Consider the following 25186-nt stretch of genomic DNA (forward strand, 5'->3'; position numbering starts at 1 on the left):
CGGATTCTGTCCTTGTAAAGCAAAACCCTGTTTTATGTGATTGATTCCATCGTGGCTATTCTTCCTGCTTCTGAGAGATTTTCATGACTCATGATTTCAAATGGTGTACTTTGCTTTAGGAAGCACAGTACTTCAACGTGATCTTTATTTGTTATATAAGGCACGCAATCATCGAGTGACTGCGTAAAGAGAATGCCTCTTCCGAATGAGCGGATGCCCGATGAGTCAGCTAATGCACAGTCTAGTGCAATTGCAGGAAATGGTTGCTCTGTCAGACTCTGCCATACAGGCACATGGCTTTCATTGCTGAAGTGAGAGATGACTTTCTGATTAATCATGGACTTAAGTGTGTTGTCAGAATTCTGGTAAAATTGTGCCAAGACCCTGATGGTTTCATCATTCAGATTAAAGCCTGAAATTTGCTCCAGCGTATTGTCTACCAGCTCTTCGGTCGTCTCTATAGTAGCCGCCCATTGCAGTACATGCTTATCTGCCACCAGCATAATGTCGCCGAAACTAAAGGGATCAATTTTGGCAGCATCGCCGGAAGCGTAATTCGGAAAAATCGCTGTCAGGTTGTGATTGGTAAGTACTTTTTGGAATAACCGGTATTTATTTTTCAGCAGGGCTTGCAAGTTGTTGTCCATAAGTAGACTGATAACCTGATTTCTCTCTTTGTCCTCAAGGTAGTCAAGAAATTCATTGCTATGCACGAAAAAACGCAGGGCAAGTGCCTTTTCGGAAGGTGATCTCTCTGAAGATTTCAAAAAGCCTGAGAGGTTTCGCTTTTTAAAGGTGTCATAATACCGAGAGAGCAGTAGCGTGGTGTGATTATTGACCAGATCAATGGCGCGTGACAGTTCAATCACCTTACCTTCCGGAAGCAGTACAATCATACCTCCAAACTTATGGGTATTATGAATATTGATTTTCTTAAAAAGTTCAGCGCTTCGTAGTAGTATGCGTTGCCAATGCAGTGTGCGGAGTAGTTCAGATGTAAAATTACGCTCTTTATCAGCGATAGGGTCGGGGAGTACCATTGCTAGCTGCACATGATCAGAACCCTCTGCATATTGCGTCAAATAATCAACAAATTCGATTATGATTTTTTCTATTTCGTCACTGTTTTTGCTTTCAAGTGTGCTTTCAAAAAGGCATTCAGAGTGAGATGTGTGCTGACAGATTTCTATTTTGATGCGTACATCTGGATCATCAATTGTTGGCGTAAAGAGACAGGTAAACGGCTCCGAAGAGCAAAGTTCGTTGTGAGCAAAGAAATTATCCACCATAGAAGTGTATGTTTGTCTGGCGTCGGATAGCCAGAGATTCGCTAGTGATGACATTGTTGCGATATCCTTATCTGCAATGTGTGTTGGCATACTACTCATATTTCTATTCTCGCTCTGGCATCGTCTAATTCTGTTGTGGGTATGCTGTATTCATGAAACGTGCCATGCACTCGCTTTTATACTTATTGTTGTGAATCGCAGTTGTAACGAATAGTGTGATTATACTCGACGGAAAATTTACATCAAAATTAAAACGCTTTTTTTTAGAATTTCCTTTTGCTGTTGAGCGATCAACTTTTAATACTTTATGAAATAACTGTTGCGTTGACATTCCTCAGGTAATTCATTATCTTTTATCCACTTATAAGGAGTATATATTATGTTTAAAAAATCGTCTATGCCGTCATTACGTTTGACGGTAAGTTCTGCACGTCTTTCAGTTATGGCGCTGTTTTTTGCGGCATTGCAATCAGTGGTCGTTTCATCATTGATTTTAGTGGGTTTTGTGGCTGCTGGTCATTCTCTGTCAACAATTCCCATGCCTCAGGTTGCAGGGTATCCGGTGTGTGTGTTTCTGGGTGGGTTTGGTTTGTTTTTGCTTTGGATGGCAAACCTTAACGTTGCCCGGATTTTCAGGAACAGGCATGAAAAAGACTGTCTTGCGGTTGGGGATTTTATCCGCAGTGTCGCGGTGACAGATGATGTCATTTTGCTTGAATACCTCAAGTCAGGCTCTAAAAATTCAATTCAATATAAAATTGTTAATGAGGCATTTTTAGCATCAAAATTAGCAGATCCTCACTACGCAGAGGCGGTAGAGCCAGCAGAGAAGCGTAAGGCCCGTGATGATTTTGCTCGCAGTGCTGCGCTTAAGAGTGCCGATGACAATCAGGTGTTGATTGAGCAAGCAGAGGAAGTGCAGAGCAGTAAATAATGCTTAAACTTTTGACGACTTTGGCACTGGTCGGTGCGTTATTTTCACCCTCAGTGCTGTCTGCCCCTGAATATCAGCTTGAAAACAAATTGATGGAGTTGTCTGCTCGGATTCTCGCATTGGGGCATTACTCTCGGTCTGATTTTACTGAAGCTCATGCTGAACAGTATATTCAAGAGCTTATCGTGTATTTAGATAGCGAGAAGCGATTTGTTTCTTCCGGTCAGCGCCAGAGGCTGGATGCGGTTTATGCCTCTAAGCTTTCTGAAGCAGTCAGGGTTGGTGATTTTTCAGTTATGGTTTCTGTTTTTGATGCGGTCAGAAATGCTGTTGGAGAAGGAGTTAAAGAATATGAGCAACAGGCGGAGGCAATTATTGCTGATGATTTTTTAACTCCTTTTCGAATCAGGATGCCACCGATGCCCGTGGGAGCATCGTCGTTAGCGGAGGACGTTTATCGACATAACTATGTTAAGGCACAGATTGGCGCAAGAATGGTTAGAGATGGTTTGGCATTTCAGGAAAGCCAAAAAGCGGTGAGCACATGGTATAAAGATTATTTGCTGAACTTAAACACCCCCCTTTCAGAATCCTATTTGCGAACCCTGTTGCTGGATACGATTTTCCTGTCTTACGATCCTCACTCTAGGTACTTTGCTGCTGATGAAGCTAAGCAAGCAATGGCAGGGGATGCTGGATTAGAGTACGGGTTTGGTATCAGTCTTGATTTTGACGGGACTTTTCCGTTTATTGTGAAGGTGGCTGCATCATCTCCCGCGCAAATTGGCGGCCTCAGTGCTGGTGACCGCATTCTATCTGTTCGCGACGAAAGTGAGGCTGTGATAGATCTTGACGGGGTTGCATCGTCCGAGTTTTCTGCCCTGATTTCGCAACTGGCTCTGGAGTCAGGGGTGATTACCTTTGAGATCGAAAGAGAGGGGCGTCGTTGGAGTGTGCCCTTGCAGAAGCAAATCATTGAAAGTAATGATGACGGTTATACGCTTAGTCACTATCGTAGTTTGTTTGATTCTGATTTAAACACACCATTGCCTGTGCTGCGGTTTGATTCATTTTATCAGGGGTTAACAGAGAAGCTTCTTAAAGATCCGGAATTCACCGGCGCTGAAGCAATGATTATTGATTTGAGAAATAATACTGGCGGAAATCTGGGAGAAGCTATCAGTTTTATGAGCACCTTTCTTGATGGCGGAGAGGTGTTAAGATTGCGCACATCGAAAACGGAAGAGAGTTTTCCTGACAATATGCCTGAAAGCTTGTCGATGCCGCTGATTTTATTGGTCAGTGCCTCTTCGGCATCAGCTGCCGAACTTGTTGCAGCGACCTTTCAAGACCGGCAGCGTGCAGTAGTGATGGGTGAAAAGACCTATGGAAAAGGAAGTGTTCAGCGTTATATAGACTTGTCTCAACCAGAATTTAAAATGCCTGATGAGCTGGCTGATGTCGTTGGCGGCGTGAAGGTCACAGTTGCTGAGTTCTTGAGTGCCAAAGGGCGTGCTCTACAGGGGGTAGGTATGATACCCGACGTCATGACGGCAGATTTTGGCTCCCGCGAGGCGCAATTTGCTAACGCCTTGCAGTTCTCCGGTTCATCAGCTTACTTTGCTCAAGATCATACGAAGAATCCGCTTGTTGGCATTATCGATGGATACGCAAAGACCAATCCGACTTACAATTTTTATTTAAGTAAAGTAAAGAAAGAGTGCTTTAACAGTATGATGGACTTAGAAGACTGGGGGCGTTTTATGAGCAGGCAGAGGCAGGCGGTGTTAGTATGGGCAAATCATATCAGAGCTATTCAAAATAAGACACCGGTCAATGGTGTTGATAGCCTTGAGGACGCGCAACAAGCTTTTGATATTGAGATGGATTTAGCATTGCTGTCACTAGCCAGTTATCTTGGTCGCTAATATAAACGCTCTACTAATAATTAGTTTTTTTGCAAATGGCGTAAACATGGTCTGATTTGCTGTCATATTCTGCTCCGTTTCCATTCGTTGCAAGGGAGTGATCCGTTATACTTAACTTTCCGGACTATTTGCCGGTATAGACGCTCCTGTCAAAAATAGTAAAAAGCGTCTTACGTATATATAAATTATCAATTAATACATAAGCTTAAACTTTTTATTCTGTTCTCGGTTTGGGTAATTAGCAATTGATATTGATCTTTATTACTGTATTATTAGCAGTCAGTCAGGATGAATGTTTGACCTCTTCACTTGATTTGAGGTGTTTTATGTGTATGATTTTTTATACGCTAATATATGTCTCGATACAACTTGGCTATTTTATTAAGCTGCTACTGAAGATAACATAGATCAAATAATGCGCGTTATGCTCAAATGATGCTCAAAAACACATAAATTAGTCTAATTTTCGATCTATGGTTAAGTTTTTTACTAAATACATTAACTAAAAACTTAACAGCGACTGCCTTATGTAAAACTCGGACGATAAATGGACATGCGCGATTAAGCCCTTATAATAAGGGTATCGAATGGAAGGAGTCATTGTCCTTTCCGCACTACAATAAAGATGGAAAATTTGGAGGTTTGGTCAGTGACTCACGTACTACGAAATACAATAATCGAGCGTCAGTTTCTGTTAAGTTCGCTGAAGCAGGCTTCAAAAAGTCTTGCCAGCCTGTCGGGACAGTATCATCACATAAAAGAGGCATTCTCTTTTGCCATTGGCATTGATAAGAAGGCTAATCTAAAGGCATTTTGTCAGGTGAATTCTGAAGTTTTTGCCGGAGATTTTTCATCATCGGAGCTGGACGAATTGTTGAGTGGAGATGTGTCTCCTCAGCATAGTTTGCGCAAAAATCCTGATGGTGAGATGCTGGTTGACTTGTTTGAAGAATACATAGGTCTGAGCCGAGATATCAGAACGCATTTCGAACCAAATCTTCATCTTGTCGGGTTAGATGAGTTTCTGGCTGACTTTGATGAGCACATGGACTCACGAACATTAGTCTATTCCGAGCTGGCGGAGCACTTTGATCTCACAGACATCCTTAATGACGCTCAGATTGGCGAGGCCCGTATTGAAGTGCAACTGATGCATAAGTATGTGCCAAAACAGGTTGCATTTAGTAACTCAAAGACAACTGAATACGGCGCACCCGTGGGACGTACACAAATTACCGATGTTCGTGATGTTGCTATTCAACTTTTTATCGACAATAAGTCGGTAATGAATATTGATGCTGAATGGATGAGCTGCTCACCGTTTGCGAAGCTTGATTTACGTGCTCCACAACCTACACTTTCTGTTTTGCAACAGGATGCGATGCTGCACTCGCAAGAGTGGGTAAATGCACTGACTCTGTTGCAGAAAAATGCAGAAATTACCGCTGACAGTTCTGTGTATCAGGATTTCGATCCGAGCCTCATTCAAAAGCACTTTTTTGCTAATTATCAATATCCCGCACGGTGTGTGGCATTGAAAATTTCAGAAATTGCAAATACGCATGCATTGCGTAATCTGTCTGATAAGGATTTTGCAAGGTTGTCGCATACAGTGCTGGATGCAGTGAGAATGATGCTGGAAGCCCCTAAAGAATACTGTAATGATGCAAAAAATAATCCGTATGACTATGCACTCTCCGGCATTAGCGTTATTCTTGCTGATGAAAAGACTGCTTCTGGTGAGACTGAGATTGATACTGACGAAAACCTGTCTGTACGTCACTTTTCAATAAATGGTGGTTTGACAGTGGACACCATACTCGATACTTATGAGCCGGAAATTATTGGCTTTGAAGTAGAAACGCAAATCGTCAAAAATGATATTCACGAAGACGATGCAAGCTTTGATGATGTTGACGCACAGATCCCTAGCTGTCTGGATGCACTTTTTAACTCTTCTTTGCCAACAACGCTTTATCATATTCAGACACCTCGCGGATAAAGCTCCTGTTTTCAAAAAAAGGCTGCCTGTTGGGCAGCCTTTTTGTTATCTGGGGCAATCAATCTGTCATCTATATCAAGACAAGGTTTGCTGGGGAGTATGGTGTGGCAACAGTCAATATAATTTCGACTTCACCTAAGCAGTCACGTAACTTAATGAAAGGCCCGCACCGGCATTAAGTAACGATATTGGAAATACTTTACCTTCTTAGATGGGCTTTTTAAGGTGGTAATATGGGGCAGGTTGATTCCGCCCGCGAGAGTGTGAGATTTAATGTAAGCATCCGAAGATTGCCGCGATTCGGTAGGTCTATGACGCTGGCTTTATGCTCTTCTTTAAAGGAAAAGACCGGCAAAGCCTTGTTCAGCAGATTGGGTATGCTTAACGTAAAGTTTGAGTATTAGGTTGACAGGATAGGGGTCAGGACGCAAAAAAGCCACCATTTAAGTTACTACAGATAACTTAAGGGTGGCTTATTGTCTTTATTCCGTCAGGTATTTAGACGGCACGAAGGAACGGGGTTTTGGTTTCTTTGCTGTGCTCGCGTTTTAGAGAGGATTCCCATTCATCCCAGCTTGAGAACCCTTTCTGTTTAAGTACAGACTCAGCTTGCACTTTGACGGTATTCTCTATTAAAGCGCTAAACTCATAAAGGTTATCCAGCTTTGTTGCATTGACAAGACGCGACGGGATCAGTGAGTCAACCTGCTTTATCATCAGACGATGGAAAATAGGGTGGATCTTGCTGGCTGCCAGTAGCATCATGCTCTTAATTGCTTCAATTATCGCAATTCTGCTGTAGCTTTCAGCTTCCGTTCTTCCAATTGTGATGATGGGAACATGAGGTGCGAAGCTGTGCCAGTGCGACAGGCTGTCGTACTCATAGATGTCAATCCAGTGCTTCAGTTCCTTGATAACATTGAATTCAATCCAAGTTTGGCTTTCTTGATCGTATGCAATATCTTCCAGTATATCTGCAATGGCCACCAGAAAGTCGTGATTCATGTCGCGACAGTGAAAGTGGTTTTCAATGATAGTCGCGAGCTTTTGTACCTTTTCGTCAATTTCCATTTTGTAGTAAGCCTTCTTTAGCTTAGAGGTGCATAGCATTTTCAACATGGCTATGTTCTTTATTTTATTGTTGTTGTTAGTATCCGTACTGTGAGAGTACCTGAACATTCTTTCAGATTAGTTGATGCGGCGCATTAAAGCGAACGTTTTCAAAAAATTCTGTTAGTGTTTTTCGTACTCTTTGCGGGTGTGAATCCACAAAAAAGGGTGTATAAACCCAGAAAACGTGATAAGTATACAAATATTGCGATCTGTGGTCAAATAAAGCAGCTTTTTTTTACTACTTAAGTCGTAAGTTTTGTTATTTCTGAGCATACATTACTGGCGAAAAAACGACCAGATGCTGGCCGCAGCCCGCAATACAGCCCTCTTTCTGCTTCTAAGTTATTGATTTTAATAATCACAGGCGAAAATATGTGGCCTCTTGTCTTTGCGGCCAGCTTTTGGTCTTCCATAGTTCATAAACTCAAAATGAACGGCCAGCCACTACAGAGCCAGAGTGATAAGTATATTGTCAGGGTATTAATAAATATACAAGGTTATAAAGGTATATTCACTGCTTACTGACTCCTTTAAGTATTTACAGGTGCTCAGGAAAGAGAATTTATCAGGTTGCTGGGTAAATCACTGGCGGGTGACATAATAAAAAAGCCACGGAAGTGGCTTTTCAGGAAATTATGGTGGTTTGGGCGTTAAGCTACTTGTCTGCTAACAAAATTTCGTCGAGCCACATCGGCCTTGGTTTCACATTCCATGCAAAGGCAAGCTGTCGGATACGCAATCAGTCGTTTCTTTTCAATTTCTTCACCGCAGCGGCAATCCTGATACTCATCTTCGTTGATGCGGCGAATTGCTACCCGACTTCGTTTAAGCATCTCTGTGTCAGCGGCCAGTAGTCCTCGGGTACGGGCCTGTTCAATCTGATATTCTGCAATTTCTTCAGGCTCCCGACTCTGACATGGCGTACCAATTGTCTCATTGTGCTGGGCAATGCGCTGCTCAAGTTGTGTGATGTTTTTTTCTAATTTGGCTTTCTGTGAATCCAGAAAAGTTTGTTCAGTAGACATAGTATAAATACTCCGTATTGTTGTTGTGCTCTTTGAGCGTGTGAGGAGTATAGTGCTGAAATAATAAAAAGCAAGTATTAATTGTCGTTTTTTATCATGTATAATTAAAGCTCTTTTTTACGGGGTATTAATTGTATGTCGATACGTAATGTCAAACGGGCCATGGCATGGTTAAGTCAATCTCGCTCTTACGATGAGCTTAAAAAGAAAGCAAAAGAGATCCAGTCACATATCGACCGGTGCGGAGAAGAGCACCCGTCTGCCAGTGACTTTAAAAGCGCACTGTTCTTAGTAAAGGAGGCTATTGTTGCTATTGAGGTCAAGGGAGCGCACGCACAACGGGGTTTTGACTTTGAGATGCCTTCCAACACTGTTTTCAAGCAAAAAGCCATTAACCCTGAACACTGTAGGGGCAAGGATAAAAGGTATACAGAATATGCTAAGAAAATGCGCTCACTTGCATGACGAGTTGACACGTTTGCGTATATTGTGATATTATAAAGGATAGAATATCAACAAATTAGTATATTATGCTCAAAACAACATCCTATCGTGAACTCGATTCGTATTTGCGGGAATCCGTTCTGCGTGAGGAGCGCAAAGAGGCGGAAAATGCCGCTCTTGCGGCTTATTGGAATGAAGATATCATGCCGGAAGCGCAGGCGTTTTCAGTTATTCTGACACGATACAGAGACGTTGTGCCAGTGATGCTTCGCCATGCTATTTTAAGAGGCAAGGTTACACTGATGCAAACACTGCTGCAAAAAACGGCGAGTATGGATGGCGCTATGATGCTCCAGTTACAGCAAAACAGTGTTTCGGTGGTTGAGTCGCTGGTTGAAGCGAGGATTTTCAGTCATACCATGTACGCCGCTTTACGGAGTGCAGGTATAGATGTCGATACCTGTAATGAGTCAGGGATGCCTGTCTTTCTCGATAGAATTGTGTACAACATCATTGCCCGTCCGGATGCCACGCTGCCGGAACAGGCGGAAGAATTAAGTAAGTCGAAAGAGTCGCTGAAAGCGCTGACTGGCTGGCTGCATGGTAATGATGCTTTGCCAGCAAATGCTTCTGTGCGGAAAGTGTTGTGGCAAATTGCACGCGAGCGACCTCTGCATGGCGGAGTGGTGCTCGGAAAAGTTCTGGTAAAAAAGGGCTATCCGGCAGAATCATCAGACGGTCTGGCTCATGTTTTCCTGACGCAAGTGGTGTCGTTTTTCGCCACGCAATTCAGGAAAGGTCGGAAGGGGGCTTACCAAAATCTTGTTTTGAGAAATAAAGTGCGAGAGGGAATGACGCATGCGGCCTACGGGAATTATGGTGGAGCGCTGACGTTACTAAACTTTATTTGCGATTGCTTTATTGATGGTGAAGATCATGATGATGCCTCCAGCGGTCTCTCAGCAATACGTGCGTGCTTGGGCGATGAACTGGAGAGACTCTGTGTTGTGGCGAAGAAAGAGTGGGATGTTTCAGGTGAAGATACTCAGCAGGGTTTTGCGCTTGCGTGTGGATGGAGTGAAGGGGGCTTGTCTGATATGCAGTCCTGCACAAATATTGATATGTGGCATGTATTCTTACTTGCCAGTGGTGATTCGCCCTATGTGGTGATGTCTCAGGTTGAATCGGAAGAGGTGAGGCAGACAGTGCTAAATACGATTGTTGGAGTAAAAAATGACTGAATCTGTTGATGTGCCTGCGCTGATCAGGCGATTTGATTGTGGCGGAACGAGCTTTACCGATGCAGAACTTAAGATCTTGCTGAAAAAAAACAAAGGGGCATATCGGCGATTGCTGACACGTCACTCCCTTTCTCCTGAGGATTTCTTGTCGGCATGGCAGTCCTTATACCGCACCAGCCCTGAGAGCATTATACTTGCGCAAAAAGACACATTTGTGAAAGCGGCGATTATTACAGTTTCTCAATCGCCCAATGAAGATAAAAAAACGTTTTGGAGAGAGATGCAGGCCGCAGGATGTGACTTAAGGGATGTGCTGGTAGATCGCATTGAGATGGCCAGTCAAATTCCTGCACAATCCAGCGATCCTGACACGCTGCTTGCTCTGCTGGAGGCGCTGGCTGAGAAATTATTTGTTCCAACCGGCCCTGTTTTCCGGCCCTACATTTTTAAGTATGCCGTTCGCTGTAACCCGCTAATGAGCTTTCTTCTAAATAGTAATTATCGTGATGTCTTTACTAAAAGCGCAGAAAGTTACTTTTGCAAAATAATTGATATTTCCGTGTCCCGCGCTTTGCTCAGGCAAAGGAAGATAGTAACGCCCCCTAAATTTACAACAACCGAACTCATCTTGTTAGAAACCTTGTCAGCCCACCTCTCTGTTGCCGAGATGGCGGGCATCTTTAAGCACTGGCATGTTGCAGTAACCGCGAGAAAGATGGATATCAGCGAGTCGCTTATGAGCGAGAGTTGTCAGGCTATCTTCATGCCGCTGGCTGAAGTACTTGTTGCTGATGCATCGGTTAGGAGTCCGGATCTGATGAAAGTCTGTAATGTCGCTCATGCTATACGGAGTGAGGTGGTGCCGTAACGATATCATATATTGGCAATCTGCTTTTTGTTAGTTACTATACAGCGCTATGTTTATCAATCTGCAAGCAGGTTGAAGTTAATTAGTTCTGTTTACGATGTATTATAAGGTGAAATATGACAACCACCCCGTTTCTCGGTTCGCGGCGAAGCTTTATTTATTTACTGGCAGCTTTGCTGTGTGTCGCATTAAAACTTAATTATCTGCCGTCCGTAAAGGATGCGGTCTCGGAAGATGCGATGTCGCAATGGAATAAGCAGTTTTGTGATAGTAATTCAGGATGTCAGAATGTTTTTACTCACATTATTATTGCTGAGTATACAAAACAGGTTGAGTCGATAAAGATGCGGGACTCATCACCGGTAGCAATGGGAGAGGCGCTGGTGATGTTACCGGTGGATTTCCCAAAAATCATGGATAGCAAGTGGCCCTCTCTACAGCAAAACGCTGCAAAACAAGGTCTGTCTGTGAAAGGTTTAACGTCGCAGGCGGCGCAAAAAGCAGAATCTTTTAAGTACCCTAAGCCACCAGACATCATCGTGAATCTGTATGGTCTGAAGCAAGCACAGTCTCATGACAAAACTGCAACGATTCTTGCTGTTATTATCGCAGCATTAATACTGCTTGCTGAGATGGTTCTGGATGCAAATCGCCAGATGTCGGCTGGCTCTCGTGATTCGGTACACCCGTCAAGGCCGGTGTCTCAGGGTGCAACAATTAACGATATACGCTCCGATGGCACTATGCATCCTGATTTTGCAACCAAAAGCGCTGCCGGTGCATCTTCACCCAAGCCAAAGGTCAGTGCTTTAATTGAGCGTATAGACGGGAATGACAGCCCTGAACTGGCAACGGTTGCTGACAAGGCGGTAAGTTTCAGGCATGTCATGACTCGCTTTGTCAGTAAAAACCCATCCTCGGATTAATTTAATTGCAGTATTAAATGTGGTGGTATAATATGCCACCACTTACGATGTATTTTACAACAACGGTCTACTGGCATGCTCACTAAATTTTTCAAATATATTTTCTCTTTAATCATTGTTATCACTGTTCTTTCGTCCGCAGGCTGGCTTGCTCACCCTGAATCTCAGATTGATGATGCCCGCAGGGAGGTAGTGAATCAGTGGACATCAGTGTATTGCCGCGCCAATGCTAAATGCAGTAAGCATGAAGCAGGGACAGGTGCGAAGCTGTTTAAAGCCAGTACGATATCGTTGATGAATCAGCATATCAAACTGCATGGTTACGGGAATTTGAAGGCACTAAGTGGCGAATGGCAGATCCTGATTAGAAATTATCAGGATACACTGAAATACAACTACAAGGAGTCTGTTGACGGGCTGGTATTTCCGTCCCTCGATCAGGTTCCTTTAAGTCATCAGGTGTTAAAAGAGGTCAATGTCCCTGCCTATTATTTTAGTTTATTGGTAATCGGTGTGTTGGGCTTTTTCTTCTTCTTTCGATGGCTGTACTGGGGTCTTCATATGGCAAATAATAATACTGTCATAGACGGTGGCAGTGTGCGGTCAGGAGGAGATGAACATCCGGAGTCAGCTGGTGCAGAGAAAAATCCTGTTTCGCTTTCACAGGAGGATGAGAAATGGCTTGAAGAGAAGTTTATCTATGATGATGAGGATGAACTTAAAAGAAAAAAAGAAGCTTTCAAGAATTCTGTTGTGGCCAGTGCCATGGCGCAGTTTGAGGGCGAAATGCAAAAGTTGTTGAATGAAGTTGATGCCGTTTCGGTGACAGAGCAGGAAGGGAAGTTGAGACACATTACAAAACGCGCTAAAAAAGCGGCTAAAAAGGCGGCCAAGCAAGTCATTGATGCGCGTGACAGCGGGTTGGAGCCGGATGCCGCAGGTAAGCCTGTATTGTCCTCCGAACCGGTGGTAAGTCCGTTGATTGAGCGTATTGCAGGCGGGATATTATCCTCAGACACTGCTGATAACGCGAAGGTATCAGAGGGTAATGACTCACAAGCAGCAAAGCCGGTGAAAACAGACAGGTTTACGGCGATTATGGAAAAGGCACAGGAGGGAGAGCAGGCATGAAGTCATTTCTTTTCTTTATTGCATTATGGTTCATATCGTCGGTCTTTCCGGTCAAGTTTGTACTAGAGTATGCAGATGAGTCTGAGGCGCGTGCGTACAGTGCTGCGATCACGAATACCATTGCAGACTGGGAGGCAAAATTTATTCGCAAGAACCGTGCAAACGAGTCCTTCACGGCTGAAAAGAAAGCGTTGATTTATGATGCGTTTGTCAAGGAGTTCAGGGAGGTATCGCCGTCACCGGAAGACTACAAGTACGACAATATTCGTGTCATCACAAAATCATGGCGAAAGGTAATATATCAGATGCCGGTGACATCGCGGAAGATCCCGTATTTTTTATCACATCCGGAGGCGCTGGCAGGGCTGGTATTTCCTGAGGACGGGGATGTGTACATCCGCACGGCAGAACTGGAAAAGGCTACAGACAGGCGCTATGCGGGCAGTGCCATTGCCCTGATTGTAATTGTGACGTTTGGAGTTTCTGTCTGTCTCACCACATGGGTAGTTACGCACTTCAGGAAGCGGCAGGCTAAACCAGATCCTGCCGAACTTTGGCGACTCCCCAAGGAGGCGGATAATCTGAGTGATTTTCCTAAGATGGAGTTCGACCCGGCGACGGAAGTGGAGGCAAAACGTCTTTCTGAAGCCACTGCAAAGAGAAAGCCCCGACTCCGGATCACGGCTTTAATTGACAAAAATATACCAAAGCCGGTTGATTCTGAGATTTTGGAGCGAATTGAAGCCCGTCAGTCCGGTACTGTAACGGAGCCAAAAAAAGGAAGGGAAAGAACAGAATTCACATACACAATTATCGGGCTTTGCGGACATCATGTCGCGCTTTAATAATACTTGACCTGAAGGATAAATCTAGTGAAAAAATCAGAGAGTAAATTTAAAAAATTGGTAGTCAGTTTGCTGAATATTGGCCTGACATTCTGGGTTGTATTTGGCCTGCTGTACGGTGTTTTCTTTGTGCGGGCGGAAGTCACAGGGGCTGATGCGATTGAATCAACGTTTGTGCAGTCTGTTGCAGACAATTATCAGCGGGCTTATTGTGCTAACCGGCATGCAATATGTGATGGTCGGGGCGGAGAAATCCGCCAGTCGGTGATTGCTATGGCAGAAGATAAAATTGCCTTTTCAGGAAAAGCGGAGGACTGGTATTCCCGCGACTACGAAGAGGTAGAGGCTGATGTGCGTGCATTTGTGACGGGCCTGAAATCACTCAGCCAGACATGGGATAAGCAATTATCACTGGAAGAGCCAACCGCGTTGCCGGAGGTGTTTCTCTCAGAGACCGCGAAGTCGATGCAGGCGGAGAAGCACGATACCCGTAACCCGATGGTACTGGCGATGTGGGCCGTAGGTGTCCTCTCCGTGGTCTGGGCTGTGATGGTTGTATTTAATTTCTTAACCAAGCGCAGTTCGTTGTATACATTGCCACTTGGCGAAATAGTGCTTGAGCTTATTGGCATGGCGGTATTTGGCATACTTAAAGCTCTGAACTGACGCAATCCCTTGCGTTGTTGCTCCGTTGCCTGACAGCCGAGGTTGGGAACGTCTGTCACGCCCCGTAATTATACGGGGCGTGTGTGTTTTTAGATGTGTTTCTTTTTAGTGCCGTAATTTACTGGTGTTTTAATTCGTTTTCATTAAAATGACTAATTAATACGTGGTATATATTAGGAATTTAATGATGCGCAAAACCTCTCTTGCTTTATCTATCTCTGCCTGTCTGATGACACTGACGTCTTTTACTGCTTTATCCACCAGCTATGCACCTGATCCCCGTGATATTGCTGTGTCAGCACAGGCCTCGGCTGCCGTTGACCGGTTTTATTTCAGTGAAGAACTCTATGCGGGGGAATCGCTGACTACCACCCCTGTTTTGTTTTACTACACGCAATCGGCTGTAGATCTGCTCGGCAGCGTGAAGAACGTGCATACGTACATTGAGAACTCTGTAGCTTTAAACAATGCGGCATTCGCCCATGGTGGTGTGGCATTGCAGCGTAAGGTTATGGCTGTTCTTCCGGCGCTTGATTTTGATGATCAGATGTCGCCGGAAGTGATGCTCAGTGATTTTACTGCTTATCTCGCGGATGATGATCGGGATAATAATTACGTGCAGGCGCATACGGCACTGCTCTTCGGGTATGATGCTGATGTCCACGGGAGCGTCATAGGCACGGGCTGGCTGGGCGGGAGTAAAGTTGTATTCGGGGCGCAGGATAGTGCCACTGCCGGATCGACCACACTGGCTCACGAGCTTTCCCATAATGATGGCAATTTACATGATCTTGCCAACTCCTTCGATTCCTACGGGAATCCTGTAGAAGCGTTGAATGAGGCGGGTTACGGAGACACCTGTCGTGGCTTCGGCTCCATCATGAGCTATGTCGGTACGCGCAATGTGCCGTTTTTCTCCTCACCCTATATCTACGTAGATGTGGATACAGAAAATGAAACTCCCTGTGGTGTTGCAGGCGTGACTGATGTCACCGGAGTGTATCAGAAGCTGTTGGCCGAGCAGGCGTTTGAAGGATACACCATGCCGGTGTCAGGCAGTGTTTCGTTTGGCGATGTGGGATACAGTGACGACGGCAGGGCACTGGTCGTTGAAGTCATTTTCAGCTCAGGTGTGGCAGAGATGTCATCCGTTGAACTTTACACTGAGGATGGCACAATGTTCGCCGGAGAGGATTATGCGGAAACCTATGTTCGCGTGAGCTATCTCGGAGACGGTCTTACGCAGACGGTAGAAGTTCCTCTGCTGGGTGATATCAGCGATGGTCAGTTCTATCTGGGGATAAAGCAGGGCTACCTGATAGAAAGCGTGCCCGATGAGATGCTGCTTGTGGATGGAGGCGCAATTGGCGGCTTGTCTGAACGCGGCACAGTGAAGTTTTCCGGTGAGGCAGAGCATTTCTTTGCTTCAGGTGTCGGCACTTATGTGCTTGAACGCGAGGGCGGGACGGACGGAGAACTCTCTGTTGAGCTGACAGTGAGCGGCGATGCCGGACTCATTATTGAAACCAATCCTGTTGTGTTTGAGGACGGGCAGGATGCGGCGGAAGTGACGGTGCGGTATGAGGGAGAAAGCCTTGCCGATGTCGGGTATGCGGCTTTCGAACTTGCTATGACCGATACATACTGGGCATCCGATGCGTATGAGCCGGTTGAGGTGCTGGTATTTGATGACAGCTGGGAATTTGCTTTAACCCGAGAAGGCATAGAGGAGGCTGTCTATGATGCAGAAGAGATTGGTGGTGACGGTGATGCTGATGATGCAGAAGAGATTGGTTCCGGTAATGGTGACTCTGAGCCTGCCGAGGGGGTGGGCGGCACCGGTGATGGTGGTGATAGCGCACAGACAACGGAAGGGGGTGGAGCTGCGGGATTCATTTCATTGTTGGTGCTGCCGCTGATCGTCTGGCGTCGCTTAGGTCGTCATAGTCAATAATTATACTGCCTGTTATTTCTATGTACCATTAGTATGTAGTATAATGAAGCCTAATCAGCAGAGCTGTGGTGGCGGTTCTGCTTAGGTATTTTATTTGAAAATGGATAAAAAGTATGAAATTTCCTGTCAGTCGCACCGAAATTATTGATACTGTTGCCGGTATTGCCCTTAAGTCAGATGAAAAGCATGGTTCTGTTACGCCGGAAGCGAAGCGTGAAATGCGTTTTGCGTTAATGTTCTGGAATGATGTTGAGGATAAGACTATTCCGGCTGTTGAGTACGAGGGCGTAGATTTTCATATGATCGATCATCCGGCGTCGCAGTTTGAGCATTACGATTTTACAAAAGGTTTTCAGGGGTATATTGATGCCCGTCAGGTTGAGCTGGTGGCACAGCTGGAGAAGTTTGACGAATTCGAATATACGGAAGCTAAATACTTAGATCTGGAGAATGCAACAAACTTCGATTATCTGGATGCGGTCATCGGTGCGGACTACAACCGCGAACAGACAGGTCAGGCGCTGGAAGCACTGGGATGTACCATGATGAACCGGAAACTGACTTTTGTTTTTGACAACTTTAATGCGGACTTTAAAGAAGCAGGACTGGATGTTGCGTCAGTAAAGTCGGCAATGACCTCAAAGTTAGAGGCGGTTGAATTAGACGATGTGGTTGATTTCCGCGCAGAGCTGGTTTATCCGAATTCTCATAACGATGAGCAGCAGATGCACCTGACAATATGGTGCAATACCGACAATGTGGTTCAGGTGGAAGATCAGGTTGTTGATATGATCAAGCAAAAGCGTGAAGAATTTGATTTTGAGGATGTCAGTGTAACCCTGCGCTCTGAGCATACCGCGAAGATGCTTCCCGGCCATAAGGACTATCAGGACTACAAGCATCGTCAGGAAGTGGCTCGGGATGTTGAGCGCAAGAAGGCACTTGCCAAAGAGCCTGATTTCAGCGTAATGAACCCGTGAAATAAAGACTAATAAAAAAGGTGGCATCAGCCACCTTTTTTGCATCGTATTTGACAAAACAGCAATGTTGTGGTATTATAAAGGTCTGACTAGGGTACGCCTTTCTGTGTTGTGCGACGGCGTTGCCACTTCGAATTTTTATGAGTAAGACAAAATGACAATGAACTCACCAGCCATGTTACCTTCCCGTTCCGCTGTCGCATCTTCCCTGTATGAGGGGTTTTTACTCGTCCTGCTTCAGCACGGTGAGGTCAGAGAGGCAAGCCGCATATTGCAGGATATAGTCTTGCACGATCCTGACAGGGAGGTGCAGTTCACAGAGGTGTGGGGTGAGCTAATCAGGTTGCCAGAATCAGACGAAGAAAGGGCAATGCAGCTCGCCATGCTGGAAACTATGCTGCAAAGCGGCTACCGCATGCCGGTAGCAGAGGATATCAGTGCAGTACTGAAAGATGGCAATGCGCCAGCCATTGCGTTGCTGCTGAAATATGACTGCGGGATGCTGAATGATGCCGCAGGGTTCTGGATGCATGATGTGCTGAAGTCAGGACAGGTGGCGCTGGCGGCCTGTATTATGAATGCAGGTATAACGATGACAGGTTACCCTGTCAATGTAGCGAAGGCATTGATTGTTGAAAATTCCGGCAACAAGTATACAACTCTTAGTGAGTCATCTGTGGAAACCGTCAGGTTTATGATTGAGCGTCGCTTGCTGACGACAGATCCGGATGATTACTACCATCAATCGTTTTCCTTTGAGAGTGTGAAAGAGTTGTATAGCACGGGGCGCATTATGCCTCCTGATCTGACGGAGTGGTTTGCGCAATTTGCCGTCAAAGAGGGATTTGCCGAAGAGGCGTGGGAATGCGCCAGTAAAGGTGTGCGTGTCTCCATGGCATCGGCACTGGCAGACGCAGGTGTTGATACCCTTGAGATCTGCCAGCAGGGGTATGGCATGGGCTTTTCCCGTGGTCATTTCAGCCGGATGGTTGATCATTTTAATGCTGATATCTTCATCACCTATACCTTACCGAAAATGGTGCATATGCGCCCTGAATTTTATGACAGTGTGCAGCTGTATTCATGGATGCGGTGTCTTGAAATGGGTCTGTACCGTGAGCTGGTAGTAGACAGCGGGGATTTGTTCTATTTGATTGACCGGATACTGGAGAAAATTGAAGAGGATGTGGTAATTGAAGAGCAATATGCCAAATGTTTCAGTGAGATCCTTGGTCTGGTTTATAATACCCCGACACTCCTGCGTCATACGTTATCAAAGTCCAAGTATGTGACGGGTAGTTCTGTCTATGGGTTAAACTCTATGTTTTCGGCCCTGTGTAAGTATGAGTCCTTGCAGGTCGTGGGTGGCGTTCTCTGCATGTGTATGTCATCCCCGCAATTATGGAAAGATCACCCCCCTGCCTACGGCGAACGACTGGCAGCCGCGCTGGTGACAATCTTTCATGAGCAGACAAAGCGAAGTGACATACCGGCATTGTTTGCCAATCTTCGGGTAAGAGGAGTGGCAGAGAAAATATTGCAGTCGGTGCGTGACTTGCAGCCAGCAAAATGGCATGCAGAACATATTGTTGGCAGTCTTCACGGGAAAGCTCCGGATCGTGACACAGCTGTTGCAGTAATGTGTTTCGCGCTTTGTGATGATGCAGTCAGGGTTCGCATTATCAATGAGGCCACCACCATCCTGATGGAGGAAGATGACAAGCAGGTGAAAGTACTATCTGATCTGAGCTTCTGGGGGATGTGTCCACCCTTCGACATGATGCAGCTGGGTGGTTTGTCGGATAGTGCCCGTGCTGCGCTGCTCGTTGCTATCGGGGAGTAAAAAACGGGTCGCAACCGCATGGCGGCGACCCGTTATAGATTACTTTTTCATCTCGGACAGGGGAGGGAGTTTGAAAAGCTTTACCCAATACTGTACTTGTGCTTCAGTGAAGGGGTCATCAACATAATCGCTGTCCAGTATATCCTCGCTTTCCAGTATGTCCTTGAACTGCTCTCGCCGTGTCTCGTCATGGATGGCGCTGAAGTCAAACGTCGCCAGTTTATTGCGGACTAAAGCCTGCATGAGACTGGGGAGGAACTTGCTGCCTAGATAACCTGAGTACAGGGTTGGTAGTGACTGCACATTTCCGTTACGTGTTGCGATACTTGCGTGCCGTACCTCTGAATTATTGAGTGCGTCTTCCAGATAGGTGTTGACTGCTTCCTGATATCGTCCGGCGACGATATTCTCCAGTGTGCGCTGCTGGTGGGAGAGTGGGTGCCAGTCGCTGTACTTCAGTGCGAGAGTTAAGCTGATTTGCGTTGTTACATAATGCCTGTGATCCATCAGCGCCTCGATTAACTTTGGCTTTCTTTGCTCAAGATTTTTTGCCTGCATCAGCGTAATGTGAGCCACCAGCCGCAAGGCTTCCTCCTGATCGCCGGTGTAGTTCGCCGAAAGTATCCCCTCCTGAGGTGGGAGCAGGGGCAGTGGATGTATGCCTAATGCTGCCTCTACCAGTTTTTCCGTTGCTCTCTCTTCTTCCGTACTCCCTTCTTGAAATAACAATGCATGTTGATTGATGCGTAGTGTTGTCCCTTTAATGGTGACGCTGATTTCGTCTTCTTTTCCACTCGCATGAACCTCCCCTATAGAGTGCAGGAAGATAAAGTAAGTGATAAAGATGAATCCAGCCGCTGCGACGCTGTGGTAACACACATGTCTGATATCTTTTGCGACGCGCTTCGCTGTGATCGCCGTCTTCTTGTATTGACGGAAAAGAATGAGGAGAGAGCCTATGTAGATAGGAAAAAGCACTGCCATCAGAAAGCCTATTATCTCCTGTGTCACCTCGGTAGGTGTCGCAGCCAGCATAGCGTGATTAAATAGAGTGACTGCTGCCAAACCCGATACCGGACAGAGGATAAGGAAGGGGGTAACAACCGTTAGGCACCCCGCCAGCATAAAGAGGGATTGATAAAATCTCGGAGAAATAGTTGCGGGTCGTGCCATCAAAATAAGAGCTGTCAGGATCGCCATTACGACACACAGGATGGTAGAAAGGTTGTACAGGCGAAATGCATCATGCAGTGGGGTCAGTGTTGCAAGATCCATATCCTGCAAATACAGAACGCCTACTGGCAGCATAAAGATGACGTAGTATATGGCGTAGATCAGCGTAAAAACAAAAAGACCGCACGCAACATAAAACACCCATGCGGGCAGTAACCGTGCCTTGTTGGTAAAAAAATCACACAAGGCAGATGCCAGTGTAGGGTGTGGATGGTGGCTTCGCAGGCACGCCCTGATAAAAATTAACAGATATACACAGCCACCAGCCATTGCCAGAGGAGTGAAACCCACCATCAATGGATCTACTGTAGCAGCCGCATCGATATCAAAGCTGTACCCCGAGAGATGGTTCGTTATTGCGAGCAAAAAGGCAGTAGCGAAAAATGTCATGCAGATAAAAAGATACTGAATAGTGTCGCTTTGTTTTACAGAGCGCGATAAAGTGGTTTTATTGGAAAATGATGTCATGTTTCTTGTTCCTTAAAAAGCGCGGTGTTAGCCGCGCACTGCCTGTGCATCCTTCCATGTCATGGTAGGGTTAAAGGCATCACAAATAGCGGCGGCAGCGCACTGTTCCTTTTCGCTGATATTGCGGTGCGGCTCCTTGTCAGGGAGAGGGGGAAGTTTGAAGAGCGTCACCCATTGCTGAATTTGCGCTTCCGTAAAGGGGTCGCCGGAACGATCACTTTCCAGTTTGTCATTAAACCGTTCCCGTCTTGTTTTGTCATTGATCGCATTGGCATCAAACGTTACCAGATTGTTTCGCACTAACGCCACTATCATGTCGGGCAGCTTTATGCCGCCTGTAGAGCCGGTGTACATTTCCTTCGAGTAATTGCCGTTATCATCAAGCCTCGGGATAGTCGTATACCGCGTGTCCGTATTGTTCAGGGCATCTTTCAGATAGTAATTGACAGCTTCCTGATAGCGTCCTGCTACAATACTCTCTAAGGTACGCTGCTGATGGGAAAGCGGAAACCAGTCTGCGTACAGCACAGCTAAAGACAGGCTTGAATACGTCGAAAGATAATGTCTGTTATTTTTTAGTGCATCTGTCAGCGCGGACTTCCTCAGGTCAAGGTTTTTTCCCTGCATCAGGGCTATATGTGCCGCCAGACGGATGGCTTCCTCCTGATTGCCGCTATAGTCCGCCGAAAGAATGTCGCCAAGGTACGTGTTCTGGTTTATGGGGTTTATGCCCAGTGCGGCTTCCACCAGCTCTTCGGTCACCTGATCTGCTTCGGTGATGCCGTCGAGAGGCAAAAACATATCCTGATTAATCCGCAGTGTCGTACCTTCAATGGTGACGTTGATTTCTCCGTGCAGACTGCTCACAGGTTTTGCCATTGAATGCAAAGAGGCAAAATGGGCAAGATAAATCACGCCCGCAGCCGCCACTGCATGCTGGCACACCTGCCTGAAGTCATTTATTATCCCGGGTGTTGCTGCTGGAGTGCCCCAGTGGCGCTTGATAATCTTAACCATCGTGAGGAGGGTAAGGGCAATAACTATGCCTAGAGTCAGGTATGTCAGCATCTCTTCATTTTCCGAAGGATTAGCGGCAACTCCGGCTGCGGCCAGTAAAGTGGTGTAATCCATGCCTGATGCCGGGCTAAGGATGAGCAAAGGGGTAATGACGGCCAGATGCACCAGAAAAGTGCTGTAAGATTTGGAATAAACCGGCGAAATGGTCGCAGGTCGCGCCGCTAAAATAAGCGTAGTCAGACCCAGTGTGACACCCGTCAGGATAACAGAAATGTCGCCCACCCGCATCGCGTGCGGGAGTGGCTTCAGGGTAAAAAGATTCATATCCTGTAAGCTAAGCTGCATGAACGGAAATGCAAAAAGGGTATAGTACAGAATGTAAACAAACAGGATTGGAGAAAGACTGCTTGCAGTGTAAAACACCCATGCTGGCAATATCCGCGTGCGGTTATTAAAAAATCGCACGAGAGGGGCTTCAAGCACAGGGTGCTGATAGCCGCTTCGCAGGCACAACCTGATCAGGGTGAACAGATACATGCAGCCGAGTGCTGTCACCAGAGGCGTGAGGATGGATATCGAAGGCATAACAGGCGCGGGAGTGTCCAGTTCAGGCTGTTCTATTCCGTAATACCTGACGAAGGCAAAAAGAATGGTAAGGGCAATGAACGTGATGCAAAGCATGAAATTGCATGCCTTATCACCCTTTTTTTCAATGCGTGACAAGGTGGATAGTTGTTCTCTTAATGACATTGTTTTTCCTTTTTCCGGAAGGCGCGGCATTAGCCGCGCACTGCCTGCGCCTCTTTCCATGTCAGGGGCGGGTTAAACGTATCGCAGATGGCAATAGCAGCAAGGTGTTCCCCTTCACAGATATCACGATTCGGCTCCGGATTGACGCAGATAGTCAGACTGTAGTAGTTGGCTTTCAGTGCAGCGCGGATCTCGGTCAGCATACGGGTAAAATCCTCATGCAGACGAACCTCGACGTCCTGAGCTTCAGGGGCAAACAGTGTTAGCTCAAAGCCTCCTGCTCGCGGCACTACTGCATCCTGCATCCAGCGCTCGGCCTCCTCGGACAAAGCCAAGTCCTCCACCTTGGCCTGATAACGGGGATGGTTCATCAGGCTGCCCAGTAATGTTATTACTACCCACACCACGCCCAGTGTGAAGAGGATTTTCCCGAGCAGCAGTGTGGGGGCAAAAACGCCCAGCAGCAGGGCAATGACGAAATACCCTGTCACGGCCAGCGGAAACCACGGGTGGCCACTGTGGCGGCGTGGCCATTCAACAAACAGGGTGTGCAGGGCGTGAAGGGTGATTTGTTTTACATTCATAAAATACTCCGTAAGGAAAGTAGGGTTAAAAAGGTTAATCTTTGACACTTAGGTCATCATACCCAGTCAGGGTGAGTCTGCCGGTATCCAGCGGAACGCCAGCGCGTGTCAGTAAATGGATATCGTCCTGACTCACAGGCAGTGACAGGGTGGTGAGGATGACATTGGCCAGTCCGTTATCTTTGCTGACGGCAACCTCATCAATGGCCCCGTTGTACAATGCCAGCGCCCGCCGAAAGCGCTGTTTCCGGATTGCCTTGTCGATTTCCTTTAGCAGAGGCAGGGCTTGTTCCGGTGTTATACTGATATTCAGGTGCGTCAGCAGGTTCGCAGAGAAAAAGAGATTAAAGACGATGGTATTGCCGTCAATAATGGTGAAGGTTTCCATGAGTACCTTCGCGTCATCTGACAACTTCAGTGAAGACAGGTCGGGTTCAGTTCTGTCTCTTGTCAGTGCTTCCATGAGGAACGGATAGTACAGCGCAAGGCCAATCATCAGGACGGCCATGATCAGCGGATGAAAACCCAGTGTCAGGCCGCTGACAAACACGCAGGCTTCTGCGCCCAGCCACAAAAGAAACAGAATGCGATTATCGCTGACATTAAAAGGCAGACGGGTAATGGCCCGAGGCACCGTATCAATAAAGAATTTCATATACACTCCGGATAAAATACATCGTACATACTTAGGTCATCATACCAATGATCCCGACCCCGCGACCTGACAGGAAAGGGCATAAACACCCACCCTCAACAGAGAGATTCAGGCGCATGCTCTTTGGTATCAATATTCTTGGACTCAAGGACTTTACCTGCGTGCAATTCTGCGAAGTAGGCCTCCGCCTCCGCAACGCTTTTCACTGCGGGTGGCTGATACTGCGTGAAGGCGAAAAAGTCGGCTACTGTCCACTCCAGCGCGTTATACGTCATCAGATACTCAAGGTTCAGGGAGTCACCCTTTGTGGGTGCGTCACCGGAAATCAGTTCGGCCAGTCGCTGTGCTGTATCGCGATGCATACCGCTGGTGCGATATTCAATCATCTCATCGGACAATTCGTTGATTTTGGCCAAACGGGTGTAGAAGAGCAGGGCGTACACCTGAAAGGATACCGGCCATGCAGTCAGTTCGCTTTCCGGCACCCCCGTGAATTTGCTCAATTTGTAGTCTGACATCTGATGCTGAGCCGCGACGGCGCAGATCTGCATCTCAAGGCGCAGGGGGGTGATCTCATCATCAATCTGTGATTTCGACTCCCCGGAGTCATGTTCGCTGAAGGCAACGCCCTCATTGAATTCAAATTCCAAATCCGGATGGACAGCGATAAGCGTGTGAATGCTCTCGACGATCTTCATTTCAATTCCGTCAAGCCTTACGACCTGTTCTATATAGGGAGAAAATTGCTCAAGTTGAATGCCCAGTTGATATGCACGTCGCATCAGCGCTGTGTTTTCGTCCTCATCAGGAAACCACTTCTGCTGGTGCATCAGGGCGTTTAGGGTCATAGCTTCAATTTCGAGACGAACCAGTTCGCGGGCTAAATGACTCATGGTTACTCCCCTTCCGGATGACAGTCAGCGACGGTCAGCGTGGTCAGTAAAATGCCTTCCTGTTGTGAGAACAGCACAGCATCCGGATCATCGCACCCGACATCCATGAGAATGGCGTTACCATGCTCACGGTATAAAAAGCCGTCTTCCACCAGCGTTCCCAGTGTGGCAGTGCCGGTCTTGGTAGTTTGCTCGTAATAGCGAAGCGATGACAGCGCACTGATATACAGGGTGTTGTCATGAATAATACCCACGGTGGTGGTCGGGGTGATGTCTGTCACCTCAAAGGGATCGGCGCAGGCCGTCAGTCCCAGAAGTGCCACACTTGCAATCAAAAACGATTTCATCTTAATAAATACTCCGTAAAAATAACTTCAGGCTTTGCGGCGCTGTATTT

At 46.5% G+C, this 25186-nt stretch carries 22 protein-coding genes; 13 read left to right on the forward strand and 9 right to left on the reverse strand.

The window, feature by feature from the left end; all coding sequences use genetic code 11:
- Positions 1-32 precede the first annotated feature (32 nt).
- Positions 33-1388: a hypothetical protein gene (locus ACXAGR_RS11455; RefSeq protein WP_474850318.1), complete on the reverse strand. Its 1356-nt coding sequence runs from the start codon at positions 1386-1388 to the stop codon at positions 33-35.
- A 280-nt stretch (positions 1389-1668) separates the two neighbouring features.
- On the opposite strand from ACXAGR_RS11455, the gene ACXAGR_RS11460 reads away from it, so the two are divergent.
- The 3 genes from ACXAGR_RS11460 to ACXAGR_RS11470 all read left to right on the forward strand — a co-directional run bounded on the left by ACXAGR_RS11460 (position 1669) and on the right by ACXAGR_RS11470 (position 6153).
- The gene (locus tag ACXAGR_RS11460) at positions 1669-2223 is read left to right on the forward strand and encodes a hypothetical protein (RefSeq protein WP_474850320.1); all 555 of its coding nucleotides are present in this window, start codon (positions 1669-1671) and stop codon (positions 2221-2223) included.
- A complete protein-coding gene (locus ACXAGR_RS11465) occupies positions 2223-4151 on the forward strand; it encodes a S41 family peptidase (protein WP_474850322.1) in 1929 nt (642 codons plus the stop codon). Before ACXAGR_RS11460 ends, ACXAGR_RS11465 begins: the two co-directional genes overlap by 1 nt.
- Before the next feature lie 649 nt (positions 4152-4800).
- A complete protein-coding gene (locus ACXAGR_RS11470) occupies positions 4801-6153 on the forward strand; it encodes a hypothetical protein (RefSeq protein ID WP_474850324.1) in 1353 nt (450 codons plus the stop codon).
- A 498-nt stretch (positions 6154-6651) separates the two neighbouring features.
- On the opposite strand, the gene ACXAGR_RS11475 is transcribed toward ACXAGR_RS11470, so the two are convergent.
- Complete coding sequence (locus ACXAGR_RS11475; protein ID WP_474850326.1) at positions 6652-7272, reverse strand: hypothetical protein; 621 nt, start codon at positions 7270-7272, stop codon at positions 6652-6654.
- A gap of 644 nt (positions 7273-7916) precedes the next feature.
- Positions 7917-8291: a TraR/DksA family transcriptional regulator gene (locus ACXAGR_RS11480; RefSeq protein ID WP_474850328.1), complete on the reverse strand. Its 375-nt coding sequence runs from the start codon at positions 8289-8291 to the stop codon at positions 7917-7919.
- A gap of 135 nt (positions 8292-8426) precedes the next feature.
- Here ACXAGR_RS11480 and ACXAGR_RS11485 point away from each other — a divergent pair, with 135 nt between their 5' ends.
- From ACXAGR_RS11485 to ACXAGR_RS11530, 10 genes are all read left to right on the forward strand, one after another.
- The gene (locus ACXAGR_RS11485; RefSeq protein ID WP_474850330.1) at positions 8427-8756 is read left to right on the forward strand and encodes a hypothetical protein; all 330 of its coding nucleotides are present in this window, start codon (positions 8427-8429) and stop codon (positions 8754-8756) included.
- A gap of 65 nt (positions 8757-8821) precedes the next feature.
- On the forward strand, positions 8822-9976 hold the full coding sequence (locus tag ACXAGR_RS11490; RefSeq protein ID WP_474850332.1) for a hypothetical protein: 1155 nt from the start codon (positions 8822-8824) through the stop codon (positions 9974-9976).
- Positions 9969-10844 carry a hypothetical protein gene (locus ACXAGR_RS11495; RefSeq protein ID WP_474850334.1) on the forward strand — a complete coding sequence of 292 codons (876 nt, stop codon included), beginning with the start codon at positions 9969-9971 and terminating at the stop codon, positions 10842-10844. Before ACXAGR_RS11490 ends, ACXAGR_RS11495 begins: the two co-directional genes overlap by 8 nt.
- 116 nt (positions 10845-10960) lie before the next feature.
- On the forward strand, positions 10961-11770 hold the full coding sequence (locus ACXAGR_RS11500) for a hypothetical protein (RefSeq protein WP_474850336.1): 810 nt from the start codon (positions 10961-10963) through the stop codon (positions 11768-11770).
- 75 nt (positions 11771-11845) lie between these two features.
- A complete protein-coding gene (locus tag ACXAGR_RS11505) occupies positions 11846-12901 on the forward strand; it encodes a hypothetical protein (protein ID WP_474850338.1) in 1056 nt (351 codons plus the stop codon).
- A complete protein-coding gene (locus ACXAGR_RS11510) occupies positions 12898-13746 on the forward strand; it encodes a hypothetical protein (RefSeq protein WP_474850340.1) in 849 nt (282 codons plus the stop codon). The genes ACXAGR_RS11505 and ACXAGR_RS11510 overlap by 4 nt, the downstream gene beginning before the upstream one ends.
- 27 nt (positions 13747-13773) lie before the next feature.
- Positions 13774-14412, forward strand: coding sequence for a hypothetical protein (locus tag ACXAGR_RS11515; protein WP_474850342.1), 639 nt, complete (start codon positions 13774-13776; stop codon positions 14410-14412).
- A 184-nt stretch (positions 14413-14596) separates the two neighbouring features.
- Positions 14597-16366: a zinc metalloprotease gene (locus ACXAGR_RS11520; protein ID WP_474850344.1), complete on the forward strand. Its 1770-nt coding sequence runs from the start codon at positions 14597-14599 to the stop codon at positions 16364-16366.
- A 113-nt stretch (positions 16367-16479) separates the two neighbouring features.
- Positions 16480-17346 (forward strand): hypothetical protein, encoded by an 867-nt coding sequence (locus ACXAGR_RS11525; RefSeq protein ID WP_474850346.1) that lies wholly within the window; start codon positions 16480-16482, stop codon positions 17344-17346.
- A gap of 154 nt (positions 17347-17500) precedes the next feature.
- Positions 17501-19189, forward strand: coding sequence for a hypothetical protein (locus ACXAGR_RS11530; RefSeq protein ID WP_474850348.1), 1689 nt, complete (start codon positions 17501-17503; stop codon positions 19187-19189).
- A 39-nt stretch (positions 19190-19228) separates the two neighbouring features.
- Here ACXAGR_RS11530 and ACXAGR_RS11535 read toward each other — a convergent pair whose 3' ends face one another.
- The 6 genes from ACXAGR_RS11535 to ACXAGR_RS11560 form a co-directional block, all read right to left on the reverse strand.
- Positions 19229-20890, reverse strand: a complete 1662-nt coding sequence (locus tag ACXAGR_RS11535; RefSeq protein ID WP_474850350.1) for a hypothetical protein — start codon at positions 20888-20890, stop codon at positions 19229-19231.
- Positions 20891-20917: 27 nt separating this feature from the next.
- Positions 20918-22657, reverse strand: coding sequence for a hypothetical protein (locus tag ACXAGR_RS11540; protein ID WP_474850352.1), 1740 nt, complete (start codon positions 22655-22657; stop codon positions 20918-20920).
- A 29-nt stretch (positions 22658-22686) separates the two neighbouring features.
- A complete protein-coding gene (locus ACXAGR_RS11545; protein ID WP_474850354.1) occupies positions 22687-23289 on the reverse strand; it encodes a hypothetical protein in 603 nt (200 codons plus the stop codon).
- On the reverse strand, positions 23276-23896 hold the full coding sequence (locus tag ACXAGR_RS11550; RefSeq protein WP_474850356.1) for a hypothetical protein: 621 nt from the start codon (positions 23894-23896) through the stop codon (positions 23276-23278). The genes ACXAGR_RS11545 and ACXAGR_RS11550 overlap by 14 nt, the downstream gene beginning before the upstream one ends.
- Before the next feature lie 95 nt (positions 23897-23991).
- On the reverse strand, positions 23992-24789 hold the full coding sequence (locus ACXAGR_RS11555; protein ID WP_474850358.1) for a hypothetical protein: 798 nt from the start codon (positions 24787-24789) through the stop codon (positions 23992-23994).
- Between the two features lie 2 nt (positions 24790-24791).
- Positions 24792-25136 (reverse strand): hypothetical protein, encoded by a 345-nt coding sequence (locus ACXAGR_RS11560; RefSeq protein ID WP_474850360.1) that lies wholly within the window; start codon positions 25134-25136, stop codon positions 24792-24794.
- Positions 25137-25186 lie beyond the last annotated feature (50 nt).

Source organism: Alteromonas sp. ABH4_457 (assembly GCF_056160625.1).

What these genes read in the sequence shown, in the direction of transcription:
- ACXAGR_RS11465 (WP_474850322.1), top strand. Translation starts at nt 2,223, where the DNA reads ATGCTTAAACTTTTGACGACTTTGGCACTGGTCGGTGCGTTATTTTCA.
- ACXAGR_RS11500 (WP_474850336.1), top strand. Translation starts at nt 10,961, where the DNA reads ATGACAACCACCCCGTTTCTCGGTTCGCGGCGAAGCTTTATTTATTTA.
- ACXAGR_RS11535 (WP_474850350.1), bottom strand. Translation starts at nt 20,890, where the DNA reads ATGACATCATTTTCCAATAAAACCACTTTATCGCGCTCTGTAAAACAA.
- ACXAGR_RS11510 (WP_474850340.1), top strand. Translation starts at nt 12,898, where the DNA reads ATGAAGTCATTTCTTTTCTTTATTGCATTATGGTTCATATCGTCGGTC.
- ACXAGR_RS11475 (WP_474850326.1), bottom strand. Translation starts at nt 7,272, where the DNA reads ATGTTGAAAATGCTATGCACCTCTAAGCTAAAGAAGGCTTACTACAAA.
- ACXAGR_RS11480 (WP_474850328.1), bottom strand. Translation starts at nt 8,291, where the DNA reads ATGTCTACTGAACAAACTTTTCTGGATTCACAGAAAGCCAAATTAGAA.
- ACXAGR_RS11490 (WP_474850332.1), top strand. Translation starts at nt 8,822, where the DNA reads ATGCTCAAAACAACATCCTATCGTGAACTCGATTCGTATTTGCGGGAA.
- ACXAGR_RS11560 (WP_474850360.1), bottom strand. Translation starts at nt 25,136, where the DNA reads ATGAAATCGTTTTTGATTGCAAGTGTGGCACTTCTGGGACTGACGGCC.
- ACXAGR_RS11530 (WP_474850348.1), top strand. Translation starts at nt 17,501, where the DNA reads ATGACAATGAACTCACCAGCCATGTTACCTTCCCGTTCCGCTGTCGCA.
- ACXAGR_RS11550 (WP_474850356.1), bottom strand. Translation starts at nt 23,896, where the DNA reads ATGAAATTCTTTATTGATACGGTGCCTCGGGCCATTACCCGTCTGCCT.
- ACXAGR_RS11495 (WP_474850334.1), top strand. Translation starts at nt 9,969, where the DNA reads ATGACTGAATCTGTTGATGTGCCTGCGCTGATCAGGCGATTTGATTGT.
- ACXAGR_RS11555 (WP_474850358.1), bottom strand. Translation starts at nt 24,789, where the DNA reads ATGAGTCATTTAGCCCGCGAACTGGTTCGTCTCGAAATTGAAGCTATG.
- ACXAGR_RS11520 (WP_474850344.1), top strand. Translation starts at nt 14,597, where the DNA reads ATGATGCGCAAAACCTCTCTTGCTTTATCTATCTCTGCCTGTCTGATG.
- ACXAGR_RS11525 (WP_474850346.1), top strand. Translation starts at nt 16,480, where the DNA reads ATGAAATTTCCTGTCAGTCGCACCGAAATTATTGATACTGTTGCCGGT.
- ACXAGR_RS11505 (WP_474850338.1), top strand. Translation starts at nt 11,846, where the DNA reads ATGCTCACTAAATTTTTCAAATATATTTTCTCTTTAATCATTGTTATC.
- ACXAGR_RS11485 (WP_474850330.1), top strand. Translation starts at nt 8,427, where the DNA reads ATGTCGATACGTAATGTCAAACGGGCCATGGCATGGTTAAGTCAATCT.
- ACXAGR_RS11540 (WP_474850352.1), bottom strand. Translation starts at nt 22,657, where the DNA reads ATGTCATTAAGAGAACAACTATCCACCTTGTCACGCATTGAAAAAAAG.
- ACXAGR_RS11460 (WP_474850320.1), top strand. Translation starts at nt 1,669, where the DNA reads ATGTTTAAAAAATCGTCTATGCCGTCATTACGTTTGACGGTAAGTTCT.
- ACXAGR_RS11455 (WP_474850318.1), bottom strand. Translation starts at nt 1,388, where the DNA reads ATGAGTAGTATGCCAACACACATTGCAGATAAGGATATCGCAACAATG.